Annotated in this window: 18 protein-coding genes; 7 read left to right on the top strand and 11 right to left on the bottom strand. The window is 68.6% G+C overall.

Going from position 1 to position 20,776, the window contains the following annotated elements; translation table 11 throughout:
• Window positions 1–5: 5 nt before the first annotated feature.
• Window positions 6–1,067, top strand: coding sequence for an ATP/GTP-binding protein (locus BO221_RS07400; RefSeq protein WP_073559684.1), 1,062 nt, complete (start codon window positions 6–8; stop codon window positions 1,065–1,067).
• Window positions 1,064–1,687, top strand: coding sequence for a DUF3226 domain-containing protein (locus tag BO221_RS07395; RefSeq protein ID WP_073559683.1), 624 nt, complete (start codon window positions 1,064–1,066; stop codon window positions 1,685–1,687). Before BO221_RS07400 ends, BO221_RS07395 begins: the two co-directional genes overlap by 4 nt.
• A 12-nt stretch (window positions 1,688–1,699) precedes the next feature.
• Here BO221_RS07395 and BO221_RS07390 read toward each other — a convergent pair whose 3' ends face one another.
• Window positions 1,700–3,019: a hypothetical protein gene (locus BO221_RS07390; RefSeq protein ID WP_083680824.1), complete on the bottom strand. Its 1,320-nt coding sequence runs from the start codon at window positions 3,017–3,019 to the stop codon at window positions 1,700–1,702.
• Window positions 3,020–3,336: 317 nt separating this feature from the next.
• Between BO221_RS07390 and BO221_RS07385 the strand changes: the two genes are divergently transcribed.
• Complete coding sequence (locus BO221_RS07385) at window positions 3,337–4,647, top strand: hypothetical protein (RefSeq protein ID WP_073559682.1); 1,311 nt, start codon at window positions 3,337–3,339, stop codon at window positions 4,645–4,647.
• 90 nt (window positions 4,648–4,737) lie between these two features.
• On the opposite strand, the gene BO221_RS07380 is transcribed toward BO221_RS07385, so the two are convergent.
• Entirely contained in the window at window positions 4,738–5,874 is a 1,137-nt protein-coding gene (locus BO221_RS07380) for an SGNH/GDSL hydrolase family protein (protein ID WP_073559681.1), read from the bottom strand.
• Between the two features lie 204 nt (window positions 5,875–6,078).
• On the opposite strand from BO221_RS07380, the gene BO221_RS07375 reads away from it, so the two are divergent.
• The 4 genes from BO221_RS07375 to BO221_RS07360 all read left to right on the top strand — a co-directional run bounded on the left by BO221_RS07375 (window position 6,079) and on the right by BO221_RS07360 (window position 9,371).
• On the top strand, window positions 6,079–6,528 hold the full coding sequence (locus tag BO221_RS07375; RefSeq protein ID WP_073559680.1) for a universal stress protein: 450 nt from the start codon (window positions 6,079–6,081) through the stop codon (window positions 6,526–6,528).
• A 46-nt stretch (window positions 6,529–6,574) separates the two neighbouring features.
• Window positions 6,575–7,360: a hypothetical protein gene (locus BO221_RS07370; RefSeq protein ID WP_073559679.1), complete on the top strand. Its 786-nt coding sequence runs from the start codon at window positions 6,575–6,577 to the stop codon at window positions 7,358–7,360.
• A 76-nt stretch (window positions 7,361–7,436) separates the two neighbouring features.
• A complete protein-coding gene (locus BO221_RS07365; protein WP_073559678.1) occupies window positions 7,437–8,888 on the top strand; it encodes a M20/M25/M40 family metallo-hydrolase in 1,452 nt (483 codons plus the stop codon).
• Between the two features lie 108 nt (window positions 8,889–8,996).
• On the top strand, window positions 8,997–9,371 hold the full coding sequence (locus BO221_RS07360; RefSeq protein WP_073559677.1) for a hypothetical protein: 375 nt from the start codon (window positions 8,997–8,999) through the stop codon (window positions 9,369–9,371).
• A 3-nt stretch (window positions 9,372–9,374) separates the two neighbouring features.
• Here the strand turns inward: BO221_RS07360 and BO221_RS07355 are convergent, their stop codons facing one another.
• The 9 genes from BO221_RS07355 to BO221_RS07320 all read right to left on the bottom strand — a co-directional run bounded on the left by BO221_RS07355 (window position 9,375) and on the right by BO221_RS07320 (window position 20,604).
• Window positions 9,375–10,955, bottom strand: coding sequence for a YncE family protein (locus tag BO221_RS07355; RefSeq protein ID WP_073559676.1), 1,581 nt, complete (start codon window positions 10,953–10,955; stop codon window positions 9,375–9,377).
• Between the two features lie 18 nt (window positions 10,956–10,973).
• The gene (locus BO221_RS07350) at window positions 10,974–12,584 is read right to left on the bottom strand and encodes a YncE family protein (RefSeq protein ID WP_073559675.1); all 1,611 of its coding nucleotides are present in this window, start codon (window positions 12,582–12,584) and stop codon (window positions 10,974–10,976) included.
• Between the two features lie 8 nt (window positions 12,585–12,592).
• Window positions 12,593–14,197 carry a YncE family protein gene (locus BO221_RS07345; protein WP_143195321.1) on the bottom strand — a complete coding sequence of 535 codons (1,605 nt, stop codon included), beginning with the start codon at window positions 14,195–14,197 and terminating at the stop codon, window positions 12,593–12,595.
• 164 nt (window positions 14,198–14,361) lie between these two features.
• Complete coding sequence (locus tag BO221_RS57025) at window positions 14,362–14,496, bottom strand: hypothetical protein (protein ID WP_255408440.1); 135 nt, start codon at window positions 14,494–14,496, stop codon at window positions 14,362–14,364.
• Window positions 14,497–14,572: 76 nt separating this feature from the next.
• Window positions 14,573–16,270: a caspase family protein gene (locus tag BO221_RS07340; protein WP_073559673.1), complete on the bottom strand. Its 1,698-nt coding sequence runs from the start codon at window positions 16,268–16,270 to the stop codon at window positions 14,573–14,575.
• Window positions 16,267–17,133 (bottom strand): anti-sigma factor, encoded by an 867-nt coding sequence (locus BO221_RS07335; RefSeq protein ID WP_073559671.1) that lies wholly within the window; start codon window positions 17,131–17,133, stop codon window positions 16,267–16,269. Before BO221_RS07335 ends, BO221_RS07340 begins: the two co-directional genes overlap by 4 nt.
• On the bottom strand, window positions 17,130–18,287 hold the full coding sequence (locus tag BO221_RS55945; RefSeq protein WP_233165771.1) for an RNA polymerase sigma factor: 1,158 nt from the start codon (window positions 18,285–18,287) through the stop codon (window positions 17,130–17,132). Before BO221_RS55945 ends, BO221_RS07335 begins: the two co-directional genes overlap by 4 nt.
• Window positions 18,288–18,359: 72 nt before the next feature.
• Entirely contained in the window at window positions 18,360–18,884 is a 525-nt protein-coding gene (locus tag BO221_RS07325) for a hypothetical protein (protein ID WP_143195320.1), read from the bottom strand.
• A 268-nt stretch (window positions 18,885–19,152) separates the two neighbouring features.
• The gene (locus tag BO221_RS07320; RefSeq protein ID WP_073559668.1) at window positions 19,153–20,604 is read right to left on the bottom strand and encodes an amidase; all 1,452 of its coding nucleotides are present in this window, start codon (window positions 20,602–20,604) and stop codon (window positions 19,153–19,155) included.
• Window positions 20,605–20,776: the final 172 nt, after the last annotated feature.

Here is a 20,776-nt window from a genome sequence, read left to right as displayed (position 1 = left end):
AGCGCATGTTCACCTACGCCACCATCGAGAACTTCCGAGGCATCGAGCGGCTCACGGTCTCCGGGATGGGGCGCGTCAACCTCATCATCGGAAAGAATGACGCCGGCAAGACGGCTTTGATGGAAGCAGTCTGGATGGCCGGGCATGGGGAGGATGCGGCGCGAGCGCTGTGGACCCTGCAGGAGATGCGGATTCCAGACGTACCAGTGGAAGACTTCGATGGATTTTGGCGTCCCATCTTTCGTGGCAACGATGCGGAGCGGGGCTTTCTGGTGGACGCGAGGTTGATGCCGCCCGGGCAAGCTCGCGGGGCGGGAACCAGGGTCCAAATGAACAAGGCCCGGCGTTCTCCACCCCTGTCGGGTACCGAGCCGGCGGGTGGGAATCCGCGAGCGGGAACCTGGGCGCTCGAATGCTCGATCGAACGTGAGGGTGAAACCCATGAGCAGCTCGTGACGGGGAGCCCGCGTGGGGTGGAGTTCCCCGACGAGGTGTACCCGGAGTCGCTTGGAACATGGATTCCCTCGGGTTCGGTCGACTACAGAAATGCCATTCGTCTCTTCTCGCGGCTCAAACAAGAGGGGCAGGACTCCCTCGTGCGCGAGCTGATGCGGTTGATTGACGAGCAGGTCGAGGGAGTGGAAATCCTCTCTCCCACAGGCGGCCAGGCCGCTCTTTTTGTCCGCCTGAAGGGACAGCCTGTGTTGCTTCCCATCCGGTTGATGGGTGAGGGGGTCCAGCGTTGTTTCGACATCGCCGTGACTCTCGCGAGTGGGGAAGCCCTGTTGCTGGGGATCGATGAAATCGAGAACGGCCTGCATCACTCGACGCTCGAACCCGTCTGGAAATGGTTGGCGACGGTTTCAGCGGCTCGCAGCATGCAGATCTTCGCTACGACCCACTCCGAGGAGTGTGTCCAGGCGGCATGCCGTGCCTTCTCCGCGCTGGATGATCCCGGGCTCCGGGTCATCCGGTTGGATCGCCGGGCTCACGAGACCGTGGCCACTGTCTACGATCGCAACCTCGTCGCCGCAGCCGAGCGTATGGGAGTCGAGATCCGCGGATGAGTCGCCGAAACCTTCCTCCCTTTCCTGTGACCGGGTTCGGGCTCCTCCTGGTCGAAGGGGGAGATGAGCGCTGGCTGTGTGAGTCCGTCGCGGGGCCTGCGGTGTGGCAGGGCCTGGTGTGCTGGTATGGAAGCGGCCGTTCGGACCTGCCGGCGCTGGCGGCGCTGGCGGCGAGGGATCCGAGTTTTGGCCATGCACGAAGCGTAGGGCTCCTCCTGGACGTGGAGGACGACCCGAACGGAGCATATCGTCTCGCCGAGGAGACCCTGGCGGCATTCGGCGCCTCGACACCTCCGGTGCATGGCCTCCTGGCCGGGAATCCCCGCAGGTTGGGTGCATTCCTCGCCCCGGACGGAAAGGCGCCCGGGAGTATCGAGCACCTCTGTCGGCTGGCGGTTCGCAACCAGACGCTTTCCGCTTGTGTGGATGCGCTGGTCGGTTGTGCACAACCAACACATGGCACCGCGGCGTTGGCGGCCAAGGGGTGGCTCAACGCGTATCTCGCGATGTGCCCAGACCCGAGGCTTCGCTTCCATCAGGCTTTCGACCCGGGTGCTGGAGGTATCGATCCTGGGCACCCGGTGTTCGAACCGTTGAAGAACTTCCTCCAAAGCCTCTGAGCACCGTGGTTGTTACCTCTCCCTGGGACCCACGGCCGCCCCCTCGACGGAGGGCGAGTGCGAGATACGGATGGCCGGGTCATCCACGAGCGCCCCATTCTTCTTCACGCGGGAGCCGAGGATGACCTGGAAGGGAGGCTCATCGACGGCAGGCGCGGCGCACCAGGCGACGAAGTGAGTCCCATCCGCGTAGGCGACATCCTGCTGGACCTCGCGGACGAACTCCCCGGTGGAGAGCGGGAATCCAACCGGGGAAGCCAGTGAGCCATCGGCGCGCACGAAGTTGCCGCGGACGGAGAAGCGCCCGGGGCTCAACCGGCTCCAGGAGGCGAGCACGCGGGAGCCGTCGTAGGAGACGGCGGGGTCGAACTCATCATCCGGGCTCGACTCGATGAGGAAACCATCGGGGTCGGGGACGGAGCCATCGGGCTTCACGAGGGTGCCGAAGATGTCTCGGGTGCCGAGGCGCGTGTCGCTCCAGGCGATGAAGAACCCGTGCTTCGTGGCGACGACGTCCGAAAATGACTGCACGCCGGGCGATGTGGAGACCGGGATGCCGGACGGGTCGAGCACGGTGCCATCGGGCCGCACGCGCGCGGCGAGGAGCTTGGGGATGCCGGTGCGCTCATCGCTCCAGACGACGAGGAAGCGGTCGTGGCCCCAGGCGGCCGAGATGCCGAACGAGGTGAAGGGCTGGGCGGGAGAGGAGATGACGAGCTCTCGCGTGCCGAGGCCCATGTCATCGGACTCCACGATGACGCCGCGGATGCTGCTGGGGCCGGCAACGTCGGGCCAGGCGACCAGACACTTGCGCCAGCCGCAGGCGATGGTGGGCGCGGGAGACGGGCTGGCGAAGATGTCGGCGATGGGCAGGACGGGAGGCACCACGGTGCCATCGCGGTTCACGCGGACGAGGTAGAGCGTGAGGCTGCCCTGCCAGACGACGAGGAACTGCTTGCCATCGAAGGCGATAGCGGGATCTCCCGCCTCGACCGCGGGGTCCAGGTTGAGCCGGATGCTGTCGGGATCGAGCAGCTCGCCGTCCGTCGACACTCGGGCGGCGAAGAGCTGGCCGGGCCGGAGCACGTCACGCCAGGCGGTGAGGAATTGCTTCCCATCCGTGGCCATCGCCGGAACGGCGGCGAAGGTGGGCGAGGACCACGTGGGAAAGGGATCCTGCCCGCCGCCGGTGTCATGCATCCCAGAGACGGGACGCTCCTCGCGCGCGTCCGCCGCCGGAGGCTCGGACACGGCGCCGCATGCGGTGAGCGCGAGCATTCCCAGCACGAACCACTTCCAGCCCCGGTGTGGGGCCTGCATCTCGAACGTCATCGGACAACCCCCCTCGAGTGAACGTCGGGGGCAAGGTTCGTCTCACGTGAGAGGGCCACAACATCCCCGAGGTGAGGCGCGAGCGCTGGTTGGAGGACGGAGCCAGGCCCTCGGGGATCAGCCAATGCTCGCCTGCCTGGAGGGGGCGCCAGCACACGGCATGCACGGACACCCCGTCAGACGATGGCGCCCACCTCGCGCGTGAACAAGCTCGCGGGGACCGTGGGGTCGCGGGCGAGCGGGAGGGGGACGGCGTGAGACGCGGCTGGCGAATGGGTGTCGCGGTGTGTCTGGGATTGGGGTGGGGGTGCGGAGCGGTGACGGAGCCACCGGAGCCCAGGCCCTCCCTGGCGAGCCAGGCACGGGAGTCGCGGGTGGAGCGTGGGGCCACGCGTCAGGTGCGAGCGGTGGAGGGCCCGGTCTTCGGGTGGACGGTGAGCGTGGACCGGGCGGGGAACGCCTTCGCTTCCCTGGCGTACGAGCGGAGCGGGGTGGACCTCGGGGGAGGCGCGCTGCCGGGGGAGGCGGGGCTGGCGCTGGCGAAGTACGCGCCGGACGGCACGCACGTGTGGTCCATCGGCTTTCCCACGTACCACGGTGCGAGGCCCACGGTATCGGCGATGGTGGTGGATGGAGCGGGCAACCTCTACATCGCGGGGGAGCACCGGGAGCCCACGCTGAGCCTCGGGGGCGAGCCGCTGCCCGCGGGGCCCTTCCTGGCGAAGTACGGGCCGGACGGCACGCACGTGTGGTCGCGCACGGCGGTGTTGCCGGGGGTGCAACTGCTACCGGCCGGGGCGCTGGCGGTGGACGAGGTCCGGGGGCAGCTGGTGGTGGCGGTGGACTTCCTGGACAAGGGCCAGCCGCTCGGGGCGGCGCTGGTGGGCCGGGTGCGAGCGGAGGATGGGATGGTGCTCGCCTTGAGTCCGGTGGTGCGCCGGGGGCGGTTGTCGGTGAAGTCGCTGGCGCTGGAGCCCTCCGGGCACATCGCGGTGGCGGGCCACTTCGTGGGCGAGGTGGACCTGGGAGGAGGCGCGCTGTCCACGACGAAGGCGCGCAGTCCCTTCGTGGCGCGCTTCACGCCGGAGATGAAGCACGTGTGGTCGCGAGGGCTGGGGGAGGCGGAAGGGACGGCGACGGGGGTGGCGGTGGAGGCGCAACGGGTGCTCGTGGTGGGCGAGTACACGGGGGACATCGCGTTCCGGGGGCGGACGCAGAGGGCGGAGGGGAAGGACGGCTTCGTGGCGGCGTACGGAGTGAAGGGCGGGGAATTGTGGATGCGCCACTTCGGGGAGAGCGCGACGGGCGTAGCGCTGGATGAGGAGAACCGGCTGGTGGTGACGGGGCAATACCGGCCGGGAGACGGCGTGGGAGGGCCGAAGCTGCCGTGGCGGGAGGGAGGAACGCCGGACAACCACCTCTACGTGGTGAAGCTCTACCGGGGCTCGGGGGGGCACGAGTGGTCGAGGGGGCTCGTATCCGAGGGCGAGCTGCGCGCGGGAGCGCTGGCGGTGACACGGGGAGGCGAGGCGGTGCTGCTCCCGCGAGCCGGGGGAGCAGCGGACGTGGGACACGGACCGGTCACGGTGCCGCCGGACTCCGCCCTCTTCCTCCGTTTCATCCGTTGACCCGAACCCACCCACTTCCCCTCTCCCCTCGGGAGAGGGACGGGGTGAGGGTATCTGTTTCCCGGGTTCGCACTTCGGGCCACCACTGGCTCAGAATCCGAGTTCCTTGAGCTTGGGAGTCAGCTCCTCGGCCATCTTCGCGTGGGACTCGTTGGTGGGGTGCCAGTCCTCGCCGTAGGGGTCGCCGACGATGGGGGTATAGGCGAAGTAGATGACGTTCTCGTCCCCCAGGGAGTCGACCATCTCGCGCGCGTACTCCCGCATCTTGGTCCAGTGTTGGCGGCCGGCCGGGTAGTTGTCGTTCATCATCGGGCCCACGGTGCAGATGATCTTCGCGTTCGGGTAGTACTCGCGCAGTTGCACGACGAAGGCGGCGTAGGCGTCCTTGAACTCTTTTTCGGGCGGGGCGGTCGGGAGCTTGTCATCCCCGGTCACGTTGAAGTCGTTGTTGCCCAGGTTGATGACGATGAGATCGGGTTGGTAATACGCGGGGTTCCAGAGGGGCTTCTCCTCATCGGGGTAGATGCGCGTATAGAGGTAGGGGAAGGCCCTGCCCTCGGTGGAGCCATCGAGGTTGCGGTAGATGCCGGTGCCGGAGATGCAGGTGGTGACCACCTCGGCGTTGAACTTGCGGCCGAGGATGGAGCCGTAGGCCTGGGAGATGTCCTCGTTCTTCGAGTGGTAGCCGGTGTTGGGCTCGGTGTAGGTGGGGGCGTAGATGTCCACCTCGTTGCCGTAGCCGCAGGTGATGGAGTCGCCGATGAACTCGAAGCGCTTCTCGGGCCAGGGCGGCGGCTCTATCAGTGTTCCCTGCAGGCTGACGCCGAGGAAGGTCACCTTGCCGGCATAGGGCTCGGTGCGCTTGACGATCTCGACGAGGTGCTCGCCCCGGGGGAGGTTGCGGGCGCCGCGCAGCAGGTTGCGTCCGGGCTTGAGCTGCACCTTGGCCTCGGTCTTCCCGTCGACGATGACGTTGACCCAGTTGGTGTGCTCGTCGCCGCCGGTGCCAAGGTCCTCGAAGGCCACGTCCACGCCGGTGCAGTTGCAGCGGAAGCGGACGGTGACACCCGAGTGGGCATACGTGGGGCCACCCTCGGTGGACCAGTCCATGCGTCCGATGTGCTGCAACTGCTTGTCATCGGGGGCGTAATCGAACCAGGGATCGAAGGGCTCACAGCCGGCCATGAAGAGGACGGGCAGCAGCCAGGATAGGCGCAAGCGGCTCATGCGTATCTCCTCCAGGCGGCGAGTATCGCCGGGTGCGTGGGCGGCGTCATCCGCGCGAGCCTGACTATCCAGCAGGCGGGTGCAGGAATTGCGTGGGAGCGGAGCGAGCGCAGCATTTGCGCCGCGGGGGCGGGTCTTTCCGAGGGAAGGCGGGTGGGAACGGCCATTGCACCAGGGAGGGGAGACCCGACCTGGAGTGAAGCCATGAACAAGATTCAGCGAATCCTCGTGCCGGTGGACTTCTCGGAGACCTCGAAGCGGGCGCTCGAGTACGCGTACCAGTTCGTCGGCCGTTTCGACGCGAAGCTGGACGTGTTGCACGTGTGGAGGCAGTCGGAGTACGCGGGGGACGAGATGGTGGTGCTGACGCGCAGCGAGCCGGAGCTGACGCTGTCCACGTTCCTGCGCAACCACGCGGACCAGCAGTTGACGGAGTTCCTGAAGGGCGTGCCGCACTCGAGGCAGATGTTGGAGTCGGGCGAGCCGGCGCACGTCATCGCGAGGGTGGCGGGCGAGGGAGGGTATGACCTCATCATCATGGGTACGCACGGGCGCACGGGCCTGTCGCACCTGATGATGGGCAGCGTGGCGGAGAAGGTGGTGCGGATGGCGCCCTGCCCGGTGCTGACGTTCCGCGTGCCGGAGAAGAAGTAGGGCCGGTTTGGTGTGCGGGGCCCGTCTGGGGTAGCAACACCCGGGCATGGATACGGAAGACATCGTCGTCCTGACGGTGGTGCTGCTCCTCGGAGTGGGCCTCGTGGCGCTCGGAGTGGGGAACCTGTGGTGGAGCAGGACCCGGCTCGCGAGGGTGCGCGCCACGCCGAGGAGCCGGGTGAAGGAGGCGCGTCCGGGCACCACGGTGAAGGTGGTGGGCCGGCTGAGCGCCAGGCAGCCGGTGCGGTCGCCGCTCGCCGGAGTGGACTGCGCGTACTACCACCTGCGTGTCGACGAGCAGGACAACGACAGCTCGACCACGCTCTTCCGGGAGAAGGAGTACGCGGAGGGCTGGGAGGTGGAGGACGAGTCCGGCCGCATCGGGTTGGAGCCGGCCGGGGCGTCGCTGGCGGGCCTTCTGGTGCGCGAGTACACGCCCGGGGGGCTCTTCAACGGCTACGAGGTGCCGGCCCACGTGTTGTCGCGCTACGTGTACACGGAGACGGGCCGGGGAGACACCGGCCGCACGCGCCTGAGCGAGGAGCGGCTGGAGGTGGGGGCGAGCGTGGTGGTGTTGGGGCAGGTGGCGCTGGGAGATCGGGGGCCGGTGCTCGTGGGAGGGGAGCGGCTGGAGGTCTTCCAGGGCACGGAGCAGGAGGTGCTGGGGCAGAAGGACTTCAACCTCATCGCCTGGCTGATGGTGGTGGGAGGGGTGCTGCTGTGCATGGCGGGGGGCGCGGCGATGTTCGAGGAGCCGGAACCCGCACCGGTGGTGAAGGACGAGCCGCTGAGACCCGTGGTCCCCTCGCGAGCTGGCGAGAAGCCGAAGTAGGTGGAGCACGGAGGCGCTTGCGAGGAAGCGCTGGTGGACGGAGAGTGCAGGCCCCCTCTCACCCCGGAGTCACGACGTGTCCTCGGTTCTTCCTCTGTCCGCCGCGCTCCTGTCCCTGCTCACCGCCGCGCCGAAGACGCCGGCCCCGGCGGCGGTGACGGGCCCCTCGCCCCAGGTGGCGGAGAAGCTCATTGGCGCGGCGCTCACCGAGGGCCACGCGTACGCGCGGCTGGCGGAGCTGACGGATGGGATTGGGCCGCGGCTGTCGGGCTCGGAGGGGGAGAAGGCGGCGGTGGCGTGGGCGAAGCGGAGCTTCGAGGCGGACGGGGTGAAGGTGTGGCTGGAGCCGGTGAAGGTGCCGCGCTGGGTGCGAGGGCAGGAGAGCGGGCGGGTGCCGGGCACGGAGCGTTACCGGGAGCACCGGCTGGCGCTGATGGCGCTGGGCGGGAGCGTGGGGACTCCGGCGGAGGGGCTGACGGCCGAGGTCATCGAGGTGCGCTCGCTGGAGGAGGTGGCGGCGCTGGGGGAGAAGGTGAAGGGGAAGGTGGTGCTGTTCAACCACTCGATGTCGGTGGCGGCGGATTACGGCAAGGCGGCGGCGTTGAGGACGCGGGGCGCGTCGGTGGCGGCGAAGGCGGGGGCGGTGGGGATGCTGGTGCGCTCGTTGGCGACGGCGTCGCTGCGCTCACCGCACACGGGGGCGATGCGTTACGACGAGGATGGGCCGAGGATTCCGGCGGCGGCGGTGTCGGTGGAGGACGCGGAGTTGCTGCACCGGTTGCTGGCGGGAGGGCCGGTGAAGGTGGAGCTGAAGCTGGGGTGCCAGACGCTGCCGGACGCGGATTCGTTCAACGTGGTGGCGGAGGTGCCGGGCCGGGAGAAGCCGCGGGAGGTGGTGTTGCTGGGGGCGCACCTGGACTCGTGGGACGTGGGGACGGGGGCGCACGATGACGGTGCGGGGGTGGTGATGGTGATGGAGGCGGCGAGGTTGATCGGAAAGCTGAAGCCGGCGCCGAGGCGGACGGTGCGGGTGGTGCTGTTCGCGAACGAGGAGAACGGGCTGAAGGGAGGGCGGGCGTACGCGGAGGCGCATGCGGGGGAGCTGGCCAACCACGTGGCGGCGCTGGAGATGGATTCGGGGGGCTTCAAGCCGTTGGGGGTGGCGCTGCGAGCGGGCCCTGGAGGAGCGGAGCTGGTGGCGCCGTGGCTGAAGCCGCTGGAGGCCTTGGGGGCGGGGAGCATCGTGCAGGGGGACGCGGGAGGGGCGGACATTTCACCGCTGATTCCGGCGCGGGTGCCGTTCGTGGGGGTGAGGGTGGACAGCAGCCGGTACTTCGACGTGCACCACTCGGAGGCGGACACGTTGGACAAGGTGGATCCGAAGGAGCTGGCGCAGGCGACGGCGGCGGTGGCGTGGGTGAGCTACGTGTTGGCGGAGGTGCCGGGGGTGTTGCCGCGTCCCGAGGCCCCGACGCCGGCCGAGGCCCCGAAGGCGCCGAGCGCCTCACCGAAGCCTTCGGCACGGTAATTCCTCCCAACAGTCATCACAGTTCCCCCAAGACAGTTCCCCCAAGTTTCACTGAGCCCAAGAACCCCTCGCCCCCCGGGTTCGCCACCGAGTCCCCGAGAGAAGACCATGAGCAACGAAGCGGATCCGGAGGATCGCCGGACGCCGAGAGAGAGCCGGCTGAAGCAGGAGCATCGGGAGTCCATCCTGAGTGCGCTCAAGCAGGTGCACGAGCGCGTACACGAGGCCCAACCCGACGGAGCGAGCCCGATGCTGTCACAGGGCTGGGTGGATCGGCGGAGGCTGCTGCTGGTGGACCTGGCGTTGCACCTGTGTGAGGAGGCGGTGAAGGGGGAGACGGTGGGGACGAGGGAGTTGGCGGAGAAGGTGCACTCGGTGCTGTACGTGGCGAAGGATCTGGCGCCGGGGCACGCATTGGAGAAGGCGGGGGAGCTGGTGCTCGAGGCGCTCGGGGAGGGAGACCCGGACGCGCACGTGGATTGAACCTCAGTAGGTGACGATGCCGTAGTCCTGTGGCATCGCGGCCTCCGGGTCCGCCTGGAGGATGACCAACAGCTTGTCCCCTGCGGCGTTGAAGAAGACGAAGCGGCCGTGGCTGTCGTAGGCCATGCCCTCCTTCATGAAGGGGGACAGCGGCATGCTCCTGTCGAGGTCGAGGAATCCAGCTGTGTAGAGATGGACCTTCGTGTCCTCCAGCTGCTTGCCGGGGAATGCAGTCCCGGGGTCTGGCACGAGCGCGATGCGGTCCGCCGCGGTGGAGTGACTCAGGTGCTGGATGAGGGGCTCTGGTATCGAGCCCGCGTAGAGCATGTCCTTGGACTGGATGCTGGAGGTGCGGAAGGTTCTGCCGCAACGGGTGAAGAGGCGAGCGCCGTCCTCTGAGAACCAGAGGTCTCCGCACGTGGGCTGGTCGCTGCGGTAGGGCGAGTCGTAGAGCAACTGGGCCGGTCCCTGGGAGATGTCGTACTTCGCGATGCCGCTCGGGGAGAGTCCTCCTCCGACGCCGTAGAGGGCCCCACCAGGGTGCAGGCGGGCCCGGAAGTCCGCGGGGCCGCTGCTCGGCGTCACCACGCCAGTGGAGAGGTCGAGGCAGTGGATTCCCGCCGACTGCTTCGAACGTGGGAAGGCATACGCGTAGCCATTGCCCGCGAGGACGAGGTCGAAGACATCAATGCTCAAGGGCAGGGTCTTCAGGAGCGTGGGCGTGGAGAGGTCGACGTAGGAGACGAAGGCATCATGGCCCACGGCGGCGAAGAGGCCATCGGGCCCGACGCTGACGGAGGTGGGAGCCTTGGGAAGGGCCACCGCGGTCTCGGTGCGTGTCACCGGGTCATACACRTAGAGRGCGTTGGGGYTGTCGGACACCATCACCAGCCGGTCGAGCGTCTGGCTGTAYTCGGCGTCGAGGACCTGGTGGGGGAGTGGGTGGATGGGAGGGTGGGCGGTGAGGGTGACGGTGACGGGGGGGCTGGTGTCCAGGCCATCGCTCACCGTGAAGACGAACTGGTAGTCCCCCGCCACGTCGGGCGTGAAGGTGGGAGGGAGGGTGTACGTCCCATTGAAGACGGCGGCGCTGCCTGGAGGCCGCTGGGTGAGCGTCCCGGAGTAGGTGAGCGGATCTCCATCCTGATCCATGCCAAAGCTTGGAAGGTGGATGGCAGTGCCCACGATGGTGATGAACTTCTCGTTGGCCCAGGTCGTCGGTGGCGCGTTCAACAGGGTGAAGTGGATGGTGGCGGCAGGGGACGTGCGCTTTCCGTCGCTGACCACCAGCTGGACGACGTACTCCCCCCTCAGGTCCGGAAAGAATCGGGTGCTGCTGGCTTCCGGCTCCGCGATCGTGGCAACGCTGCCGGAGGGGCGGGAGCGGAAGGACCAGGCGAAGGTCAGGGGATCTCCATCCGGATCCGAGCTCTCGCTTCCGTCGAGCACGACGGGAAGGAGGCGTGTCACCGAGTACGAGGGGCGGATACGGGCCACGGGGGCATAGGCCTCATCGGGCCGCAAGGGCTGGCAGGCGCAGTGCAGCGCGAACACGAGCAGCGCAAGGCGAAGACTCAGCGGCATGGAGCTCTCTCCAGGGTCTCAGTAGGTGATGATGCCGTAATCGTTGAGCATCGCGGATTCGAGAGGGGCCTGGAGGAGCACCACCAGCTTGTCTCCGGCGGAGGTGAAGAAGACGAAGCGGCCAAGGCCCGCGTAGGCCCTGCCCCTCCTCACGAAGGGCGGTAGGGGCACGCTCCTGTCGAAGGTGAGGTCTGGCCTGAAGAGGTGGACCTGCGTTTGCACCGGCATAGGAGGGACGTTGGGGTCTTCGGGGTCCAGCACCAGGGCAATCCGTCCGGCCGCGGTGGAGTGGCTCAGGTGACGGATGTTGCCCGCGCTCGGGAGCACCCCCACATAGCGCATGTCCTCGGAGCGGATGGAGGAGGCGCGGAAGGTGTTGCCGCAGCGGGTGAAGATGCGGTCACCTTCCTCGGAGAACCAGAGGTCTCCACACGGGGGGGACTCGGTGGCGGAGGGCGAGTCGTAGAGCACCTGGGCCGTTCCCCCGGAGATGTCGTACTTCTCGAGGCCGTTCGGGTCGGTCCAGCGCTCGGCGGCGTAGAGGGCGGTGCCGCCGGGGTGTAGGCGGACCCGGTTGCCAGCGACGATGGACGGGCCGTCGTTCAGCGTCACCGTCCCTGTGGCGAGGTGGATGCTGTGAATCCTCGCCGGCTGTTCCCCCTGGCCACCTCCCGGAAAGGCATACGCGTAACCATTGCCCGCGAGGACCAGCTCGAAGCTGTTGGCGCTCACCGGCAGCGTCTTCAGGAGCCTGGGGGTGGCGAGGTCGACGTAGGAGACAAGGGCTTCATGGCCCACGGCGGCGAAGCGGCCATCGGGCCCGATGCTGACGGAGAGGGGGGCCTTGGGAAGGGCCACCGCGGTCTCGGTGCGCGTCGCCGGGTCATACACGTAGAGGGCGTTGGGGAACTCGGACACCATCACCAGCCGGTCGAGCGCTTTGCTGTACCCGGCGTCGGCGACACGGTGGCCGAGCAGCTGGATGGGACGGTGTGCGGCGAGGGTGACGGTGACGGAGGGGCTCGTCTCCAGGCCATCCCCCACCACGAACGCGAGCCGGTACTCCCCTTCCACGTCGGGAGTGAGGGAGGGCGTCGCGGTGTCCGCTCCGGTCAGGACGGCGGTGCTGCCTGGAGGCCGCTGGGTGAGCGTCCAGGAGTAGGTGAGCGAGTCGTTGATCGGACCGCTATCCCAATCCCAGCCATGGCCTGAAAAGGTGAAGGGGGTGCCCACCACACCGGCTTCGAGCCCCATGTCGGAGTCTGCCTGTGGCCTCTGGTTCTCTATCCTGACGATGGCGGTGGCGGGTTCGGACCAGCTCAGGCCATCGCTGACCACCAGCTGGACCTTGTAATCCCCTTTCTGGTCGGCCTTGAAAGAGGGTCTGGCGGAGGCCGGCTCCAGGAGCACGGCGTGGCTGCCGGAGGGACGGGAGATGAAGGACCAGGCGAAGGTGAGGGCCGCTCCCTCCGGATCGGAGCTCTGGCTGCCGTCGAGCACCACGGGCCAGCGGTGGGTCGCGTTGCTCAGTGAAGGGGAAAAGCTGATGCGGGCCACGGGAGGTCCGGAGAGCTGGCAGGCGCAGAGCAGGGTGCTCGCGGCCAGCAGGCAATGAAGGCGCAGGGACATGTCGAAACTCAGTAGGTGAAGAGGCCGTAGTCGTCGGGCATGCCGGAGCCCAGGCTGGTCTGGAGGATGACCAGCAGCTGGTCCCCGGCCGCGGTGAAGAAGACGAAGCGTCCATGGCTCGCGTAGGCCTTCCCCTCCTTCATGAACGGGGGCAGCAAGACGCTCCTGTCGGGGGCGAGGAAGTCGGGCGTGAAGAAGTGGACCTTCGTGTCGTCCGGGGCGGAGGAGCCGCTGAGCAGCGCGATGCGGTGGGCCCCGGTGGAGTGGCTCAGGTGCCGGATGTAGAACGGTAGCGAGCCCGCGTAGGTCAGGTCCTCGGACGGAGCGTTGGAGGCGCGGAAGGTGTTGCCACAGCCGGTGAAGATGCGGCTGCCGTCCTCGGAGAACCACAAGTCGCCACACGCGGGATGGTCAGTCGAGGAGCCCGAGGCGTCGGACACCCGGGCTGTCCCCTGGGAGATGTCGTACTTCTTGAGGATGCCGCGGCCAGCGTAGATGGAGGTACCACGGGTGTGCAGGCGGGCCTGGGTGTCCGAGGAGAGGCGGTCGCCGCTGCTCAGCGTCACCACGCCGGTGGATAGCTGGATGCAGTGAATCCTCCCCGCCTGCTCCCACGGGGCTTTTCCCGGGAAGGCATACGCGTAGCCATTGCCCGCGAGGACGAGGTCGAAGACAGCGATGCTCAAGGGCAGGGTCTTCAGGAGCGTGGGCGTGGAGAGGTCGACGTAGGAGACGAGGGCATCATGGCCCACGGCGGCGAAGAGGCCATCGGGCCCGACGCTGACGGAGGTGGGAGCCTTGGGAAGGGCCACCGCGGTCTCGGTGCGTGTCACCGGGTCATACACGTAGAGGGCGTTGGGGTTGTCGGACACCATCACCAGCCGGTCGAGCGTCTGGCTGTATTCGGCGTCGAGGACCTGGTGGGGGAGTGGGTGGATGGGAGGGTGGGCGGTGAGGGTGACGGTGACGGGGGGGCTGGTGTCCAGGCCATCGCTCACCGTGAAGACGAACTGGTAGTCCCCCGCCACGTCGGGCGTGAAGGTGGGGGTGGCGGTGTCCGCCCCGCTCAAGACGGCGGTACTACCCGGGGGCCGCCGGGTGAGTGTCCAGGAGTAGGTGAAGTAGGTGGGTCGATTCCAATCCGCATCCGAGCCCTCGCCAGACAGGGAGAGGGCGGTGTCCACCACGGCGGAGACCTCCGTGACGGCATGAGCCTGCGGCCGCCTGTTGGCGGTGGCGGTCGTGAGGACGACGGTCGCTGGCTCGGACTCCTGGGTGTCGTCACTGACCACCAGTTGGATGACATAATCGCCCATCACGTCGGGGGTGATGCTGGGACGGGCGAGGGTGGAGAGGAGCTCTTTCTTGCTGCCGGGGGGGCGGGAGACGAGGCTCCAGGAGAAGGTGAGGAGCGCTCCCTCCGGATCGAAGCTCCGGCTGCCATCGAGCGTCACCGGCTCGTGGAGGAGATGGGTGGTACCCAAGAGCACCGGGCGGGCCACGGGCGGGGCGTTGCGCCCGTGGAGCGTGTCTTCCTGGAGGGGAGTGCAAGCACCCGGCAGCAGGAGGATGAGGGTGATGGCCACGAGAAGGTGGAGACGTGCGGGTATCACGAGGGCCTTCCTGCGAGAGAAGGGTTACCGGTAGTACGGAGCGGGTCTCTCGTCCGGGTCATCGGTGCCAGTCGATTCCCCAGACCCATGCCGGGGTGCCCCCGGGTCCGTTCGGTCCGATGGCGCTCGGGGAGGGGGACCCGGACGCGCACGTGGACTGAGCCTCAGTAGAGGACGATGCCGTGGTCCTGCGTCATCCCCGCCTCGGGATCCGCCTGGAGAATGACCAGCAGCTGGTCCCCGGCGGCGTTGAAGAAGACGAAGCGGCCATGGCCCGCGTAGGCCTTGCCCTCCTTCATGAAGGGGGGCAGGTGGCAGCCACGAGCAGGTGGGGGTGCACGGGGAGCAAGAGGGCCTTTCTGGAGGAGCCATGCCTCAGCGCTGCAGGGTCAGCTCGATGCCGTACGACAGGTCCCATCGGCCCTGGTCATCCACGGTGATGTAGTCGGAGCCCACCATGCCGCGCAGCCGGAGGGCGCCTACGGCGGTTGGCAACCGGAAGCCCAGCGCCAGGTGGCCCGCGAACACCTTCGGGTCTCCCTGGGTCCCCTCCGGGTAGGTCAGTCCCACCAGCGCCCAGCCCGCGGCGGCTTCCATGAAACCAGACACCGGCCCCATCTCCTGGACCAGGCCCCCGAGGGCCTGGACCGTGAGCCGGTGCAGGCGCACGTCACTCCTCGCGAATGGCGTCAGCGCATAGGCGGAGCGCAGCCCGTAGTAGCCGCTGCCCAGGGTGGCACTTCGCCACGCCACGCTCGGCCCGGTGGCGAGGAGGGACTGCTCCAGGGGCGCCCGGTACACGCCCACGCCCCATTCCCACCCGCCGGGCTCCCTGTGCATGGGTCGGGGCGCCCGCCAACCGGAGAAGTCCACCGGCACCAGGCCCTCGCTCGTCACGTATTGCTCATAGAAGGGGCGATCCATCGGGATGCTGAAGAGCCCCTGCAGCAGTGCCTCCTCGATGGGGCCGCGCACCACCAGGGGCGCCTCGCGCGGCTGGAATCGCAGCGACCGCTCGCCAAGCTGTGAGCGCTCGACCCGGGCCTCCCTCGTGGGAGTGCGTACCCAGTAGACCTTGCGCTCGGGCAGGTGCAGCTCCACCGATTGGCCGTCCACCCGCCGGACGTCCGCGAGCCGGAGGCCTGCTTCGTCCTCGATGGAGAGGCGGGTGTCCTCGAGGTGGGCCGGAAGGACGAGCAGCGGCCCTTGGGGCGCGGGACCCACCATCGGGCGCCGGGGGGCGCCAACCGGGGCGAAGGTGTACACGGTGAGTCGGGAGGGCATGGACTCCACTCCCTTCAGCGCGGCGGTGATGAAGGCACCCAGCTCGCTGTACTCCACCATGCCATCGGCGTTGACGTCCGCGCCGCCCATCAGCCCGGAGCGCGCCACATGGCTGAACACACCCGCGCGGATGCCGGACCACTCGTGTGTCTCGCCGTTGTCGCTCTCGGCGAAGAGGGCGCCCACGTGGGGCCGAGCGGCGAGCTGCTCGCGCTCGAGCATTCCCTGCAGCTCCTCCAGCACCGCCGCGTCCGCCTGTCCTCGCCGGCCCACCACGCCCGAGGCCCGGCAGGCATCCACGATGACGTGCACGTAGTCCGCCGCGAGCGCGTCCACCACCTGCGCATAGAAGGAGGAGCGGTCCAGCCGGCCCCCGGCGAGGGTGAAGTAGGAGCGCCCGGCCTCGTCGGTGTTGCCATGGCCCACGTAGATGACGAGCACGTCCGTCTCCCGCCCGGCCTCACGTTCCGCCAGGTGCGTGGCGCGCAGCCGCGCCACCTCGCGGGCCACCTCCTGGGGCGTAGGCGTCCGGGCGCCTGCGAGCACGGGCCGGCGGGATTGACGCGTGGACTCGTCCGGGTCCACCAGCAGTGTCGTTTCCACTCCCAGCCGTTGCAGCATCTCCGCCCACAGCACGCCGTCGTCATCCGCGTAGCGCAGCGGCTTCAATCGCGCATCGTCACTGCCATTGTGGGCGATGACGAGCGCACGGCGCACCCCGGGCGCACCGGGGGCGGACGGCGCGGCCAGCAGCGTGGCGAGCCCGAGCAGGATGACAAGAGTCCTCATCGGTCCTCCTGGAGAAGTACGAGTTGCCGCCTCATCACTCCCTTCACCTGGGCCCGTGGTGCGAGCAGATCCTGGAGTGCTGCCTCCGGGCCGGAGGCGAAGGCCGCCTCCACCACCACCTTCTTGCCCGGCGAGGAGGGCAGTTGGATCGTCAACTCGAGCGGCGCCTCCTGGCCGGGCCTGCCGCCCACGGGAAAGGGTCCTCCTTTGTGCCGCCACGGCCCCTCATCCTCGGGCGGCGGGGGCCTCACTGTCTGGGGTCGCGGCTCCATGGACGCCTCCGCCACTACCATCTGGCCCCCGCTGTCCGGCTGCACCTCCTTGTACGCCAGCACCGCCACGTGCGAGAGCGGTGATTCAGCTCCCGCGGCGAAGGCGAGCTTGGCACCTGGTGGGCACGTGTCCTCCGGACCCACCAGCTCGCGCAGAGGCTGGCCCGGCGTGGCGCAGAAGAGGCGCATCGCGGCGCTGGGCGATGGCATGCCCACCCCGCGTGGCTGCCACTCCTGCACGTTGGACGGAGTGAGTCGCCCCACCACCAGCAGCACCCCGAACGCGGCGGCGGCCATCGTCCCCAGCAGGGCGACCAGGGCCGGCCAGCGCACCCGGACCGGCGCAGGCGCCGCAGCGGCCAGGGCGGCCTCCAGTCCCGAGGCCCGTCGCGCCAGGCTCTCCGCGGGCGTGGGGACGTTCACGTCTCCGCTCTCGAACATGCGGTGGGCCCGCACCCACTGCTCGTACAGGTGGCCGCACCGCTCACAGGTGTGCGCGTGACGCAGCAGCCGGGTGGCCTGGGAGGACGTCAGCTCTCCCAGGGCCCACGCCTCCATCCAACGGTCGATGTGTCGCTCGAACCAGCTCACGGCATGCTCCCCAGCGTGCCCAGGACGCTGAACGCGAGAATGACGGCCAGCTCGCGCTGCTGCGGCGTGGGCAGGGACTCCAGCCAGCCCGAGGCCTTCAGGTACTCGGTGAACTGCACCCGCAGGCGGCGCTCGCGCACGCGCAGCTCGGCCCGCGTCAGCCCCAGGCGCTCGGCGGCGGCTTCCTGGGACAGCCCCTCCATGAAGCGCAGCCGGGCCAGGTCGCGCTCCTGCTCGGGCAGGCCCTCCAGGAAGTGGCGCACCAGGCGGCGCACCTCGGCCTCCATGGCCTGCTCCTCGGGGCCGGGTGTCTCGCCGGGGACCTGCTGCAGGTGCGGCGCCTCGTCCAGGGAGATGGACTCGCGGGCGACCCGGCCCGAGGCGCGCATCAGGTCGATGGCGGTGGAGTTCGCGATGGTGAGCAGGAAGCCCAGGTAGGGCCGCACCCCGTCGTAGGCCAGCCGCATGGAGGGCCGGAAGGCGCGGACGAATGTCTCCTGGTGGGCAGAGTCCAGGTCCAGCGGCGTGAGCGACACCGGGCGGGTGCCCGCCTGCGAGCGGACCAGGAATCGCCGTGACAGGTAGCGCTCCACCTCGGGCGAGTAGGTGCGGTAGACCTGGGTGAGGACGGACGGCTCTCCTCTGCGGAAGGCCTCCAGGGTGGCTCGGTCGTTTGCTGGCAGCACGTCTTCTCCCTTCACCGTGGGTGTGACTGCCCACCTGGGTTCAGGCACTCGGCGGTTCCTACCCTGCCATACGGAGCGTCCTCCGGAGTCTGGCTGTCGGGCGCGGCGGAATCCGCTCGCCTCCGGACCCGGGGCCTCTGGGCGGGTGGGGGCGGGGCTTTGCTGCCAGGAGTAGAGTACCCGCGTCTGGCCCGCGAGCTTGCGCAGCTCCTTCAGGAGGTGCTCCAGCCGGTGGGCCCCCTCCGCCGTCTCGGACAGGGCCTCCCGTACCTCCTCCAGTTCCCGGGCCAGGCTCCCCCCCTCCCCGTGGAGCGACTGGCTCAGCCGGCCCAGCTCCTCGCACGCATAGGCGAGATTGGACAGCATGAAGGCCAGCGGGTTGCTCATCTCTCCCGACACCGTCGAGGCCAGCGAGCCCAGCGCCGTCAGCAGCCGGTGGTCCGCCAGCATGGGTTCTCCAGGGTTCATGGCTTGTCCTCCCTCATTTCCTCCATACGGAGCGATCCCGGGAGTCTGGCTTTCTGGCGCGGCACCTCGGCTTCACCACATGCAGAACGCGTTGTTCTGCTCCTGATGGCCGTTGGAGCACTTGATGATCCAGGGAAACTGGTTGTAGCCGGTGGTGCACTGGCTGACGCCGTCCACGATGACGCAGCGCTCCCGGTATGGGTTCCAGAAGGTCCAGGTTCCCGAGCACTGCCCGTCAAAGTGGGTACAGGTCCAGACGTCCTGCTCCACGCACCTCCGCTCTGTCCTGCAGCACCGGGAGGCTCCTTGCTCGGGAAACAGCTTGCAGGTCGAGCCAATCGGGCACTGGTAGCCGCAGACGTTGTCGAAGATGGGGCCGCTACAGAGCTCCACGTCCTCATACCTGCGGCAGGTGCCGTACTTCGTCTCGGTCCATTGATGGACCACGCCCTCCGTGGTGAACGAGAGCGCCTGGGCGGAGAACATTTCAGGCTCGTGTCCTGCCGCCTCCAGTTCCGGCTCGTCTACGGGCCCACAGCCAACCGCCACGACAGCGCACACGGCCAGGAACAGCTTCCTCCTCTTCGGATTCGTCATTTGCATCGTCCTTTCCGGCCTACGAGCCACATTTCCCCTTACGGAGCGGGCGCGTGGCTCTGGTCATCGGGGACGACGGCTCGCGGGACGGTGATGAAGCGGGGCCCGGATGGGGTGACGCGGATTCAACCTGGGATGCCCGATACCCTCACCCCGGGGGGCTTGCCCCCCCTTTGAACGACGGGGGGCTCCTCTCCCGGGGGGAGAGGGGAGGGCGCGCGGATGGGCAGTGGCGGGCACGCGGAGAGGACGCGCGGAGGCGCGCGGCTCAGAACCCCGGAGGCTTGCGAAACGCCCCGGTGATGTGGGCCAGTGACTCGGAGAGGGCGAGCAATTCCTCATCGAGCCACCGGCGCCCCACCACCTGGATACCCAGGGGCAGCGGTGAATCCACCAACTGAGTCAGAGGCAGCACGACCACGGGGTGTCCGGTGAGGTTGAACACGGAGGTATAGCCCGCGGTGCCAGCCATATAGGGCACGTGCTGCTCATCCACTTCAATCCATTCGCCGCTGGGCCGGTGGGTGAAGGCCTGTCCCACGGAGACGGGACACAGCCACGCATCCCAGTCGGAGAGAAATGATTCGACCTGTCCGGTAATCCGGTCGCGGATGGCGAGTGCCTCGATGTACTCGGGCATTTCAATCTGCATCCCACGGATGACGCCGCGGTTGAGGGTGGCCTCGCCGCGCATGGCGTTGAATCGCACGCTGATGGCGAAGCGGAACAGGAAGGGCATCTCGGAGCCGATCTCCGCGCCGAGCACGCGGCCCCACACCTCCCACAGCTCGTCGTAGTTGATGCCCTTGGGCGCCGCACGCTCCACGCGGCACCCGAGCCCTTCCAGGGTGCGCGCGAGCTTCTCCAATGCGGTACGGGTCTCCCGGGTGACGGGGAGGCCGCCGAAGTCATCGGTCCAGGCGATGCGGTAGTGGCGAGGCTCACGCGGAGGCACCTCGCGCACGGGAAGCGGAGGCACATCGAAGTCCTCATCATCCGGCCCGGCGAGCAGCTTGAGCCCGAGCCGCAAATCCTCCACGCAGCGAGCAAGGGGCCCGGCGGCGCCCTCATACCTCACACCCCGGGGGCGGCCAGGCAACGGCGGAATATGCCCGGAGATGGGGACGCGGTGTTCGGTGGGCTTGAAGCCGAACACGCCGCAGTAGTGCGAGGGGACGCGGATGGAGCCCCCCAGGTCGCTGCCCACCTCGAAGGGAGACATGCCCGCGGCCACGGCTGCCGCACCGCCACCGGTGCTCCCCCCGGGCGTGCGCGACTCATCCCAGGGATTGCTGGCGCGGCCGAAGAGGTGCCCACTGGTCTGCAAATCCAACGTGAGGGTGGGCAGGTTCGTCTTGCCCAGGAGGATGCCGCCGGCGGCCTTGAGGCGGGCGACGACGGTGGCGTCGTGCGAGGGGATGTGGTGGCGCAGCCGCTTGTAGCTGCTGGTGGTGCGCACCCCGGCCGTCATGAACGAGTCCTTGATGGTGATGGGGACACCGTGGAGGGGCCCCCAGGACTCGCCGCGGGCGGTGGCCTCGTCGGCCTGGAGGGCGCGTTCGCGGGCCCGTTCCTCATCCAGGGTGATGAGGGCGTTGAGGCGCGCGTTGTGCCGGCTCACCTGTCCGAGGTGGACTTCGAGCAACTCCCGGGCCGAGACCTCGCGGGTACGGACCAGGGCCGCGAGCCGGTGGGCCGAAAGGAAGTGAAGCTCCTGCATAAGGCGCCGTCCTCCGCGCAATGTGCGCTGCGTCGTGGACTCCAAAAGCTAGACACGGGCCACGAGGGCACCGTCGTGCACTGTCCGGAAGTGTGACCCGGCCGTTCACCACATGGCGGTGGGCGTGCGTATCTCCGTTGGCCGAGGACACTCGGGGCCTGGGGCGAGGTCA

Origin of the sequence: Archangium sp. Cb G35 (assembly GCF_001896145.1) — a bacterium.
Lineage (GTDB): Bacteria > Myxococcota > Myxococcia > Myxococcales > Myxococcaceae > Archangium > Archangium violaceum.
The sequence above is the reverse complement of the archived record's forward strand: the minus strand, read 5'-3'. Positions and strand labels throughout refer to the sequence as shown.

Coding starts and splice junctions, on each gene's coding strand:
- BO221_RS07400 (WP_073559684.1), top strand. CDS start 6: ATGTTCACCTACGCCACCATCGAGAACTTCCGAGGCATCGAGCGGCTC.
- BO221_RS07395 (WP_073559683.1), top strand. CDS start 1,064: ATGAGTCGCCGAAACCTTCCTCCCTTTCCTGTGACCGGGTTCGGGCTC.
- BO221_RS07390 (WP_083680824.1), bottom strand. CDS start 3,019: ATGACGTTCGAGATGCAGGCCCCACACCGGGGCTGGAAGTGGTTCGTG.
- BO221_RS07380 (WP_073559681.1), bottom strand. CDS start 5,874: ATGAGCCGCTTGCGCCTATCCTGGCTGCTGCCCGTCCTCTTCATGGCC.
- BO221_RS07375 (WP_073559680.1), top strand. CDS start 6,079: ATGAACAAGATTCAGCGAATCCTCGTGCCGGTGGACTTCTCGGAGACC.
- BO221_RS07370 (WP_073559679.1), top strand. CDS start 6,575: ATGGATACGGAAGACATCGTCGTCCTGACGGTGGTGCTGCTCCTCGGA.
- BO221_RS07360 (WP_073559677.1), top strand. CDS start 8,997: ATGAGCAACGAAGCGGATCCGGAGGATCGCCGGACGCCGAGAGAGAGC.
- BO221_RS07350 (WP_073559675.1), bottom strand. CDS start 12,584: ATGTCCCTGCGCCTTCATTGCCTGCTGGCCGCGAGCACCCTGCTCTGC.
- BO221_RS57025 (WP_255408440.1), bottom strand. CDS start 14,496: ATGAAGGAGGGCAAGGCCTACGCGGGCCATGGCCGCTTCGTCTTCTTC.
- BO221_RS07340 (WP_073559673.1), bottom strand. CDS start 16,270: ATGAGGACTCTTGTCATCCTGCTCGGGCTCGCCACGCTGCTGGCCGCG.
- BO221_RS55945 (WP_233165771.1), bottom strand. CDS start 18,287: ATGAACCCTGGAGAACCCATGCTGGCGGACCACCGGCTGCTGACGGCG.
- BO221_RS07325 (WP_143195320.1), bottom strand. CDS start 18,884: ATGACGAATCCGAAGAGGAGGAAGCTGTTCCTGGCCGTGTGCGCTGTC.
- BO221_RS07320 (WP_073559668.1), bottom strand. CDS start 20,604: ATGCAGGAGCTTCACTTCCTTTCGGCCCACCGGCTCGCGGCCCTGGTC.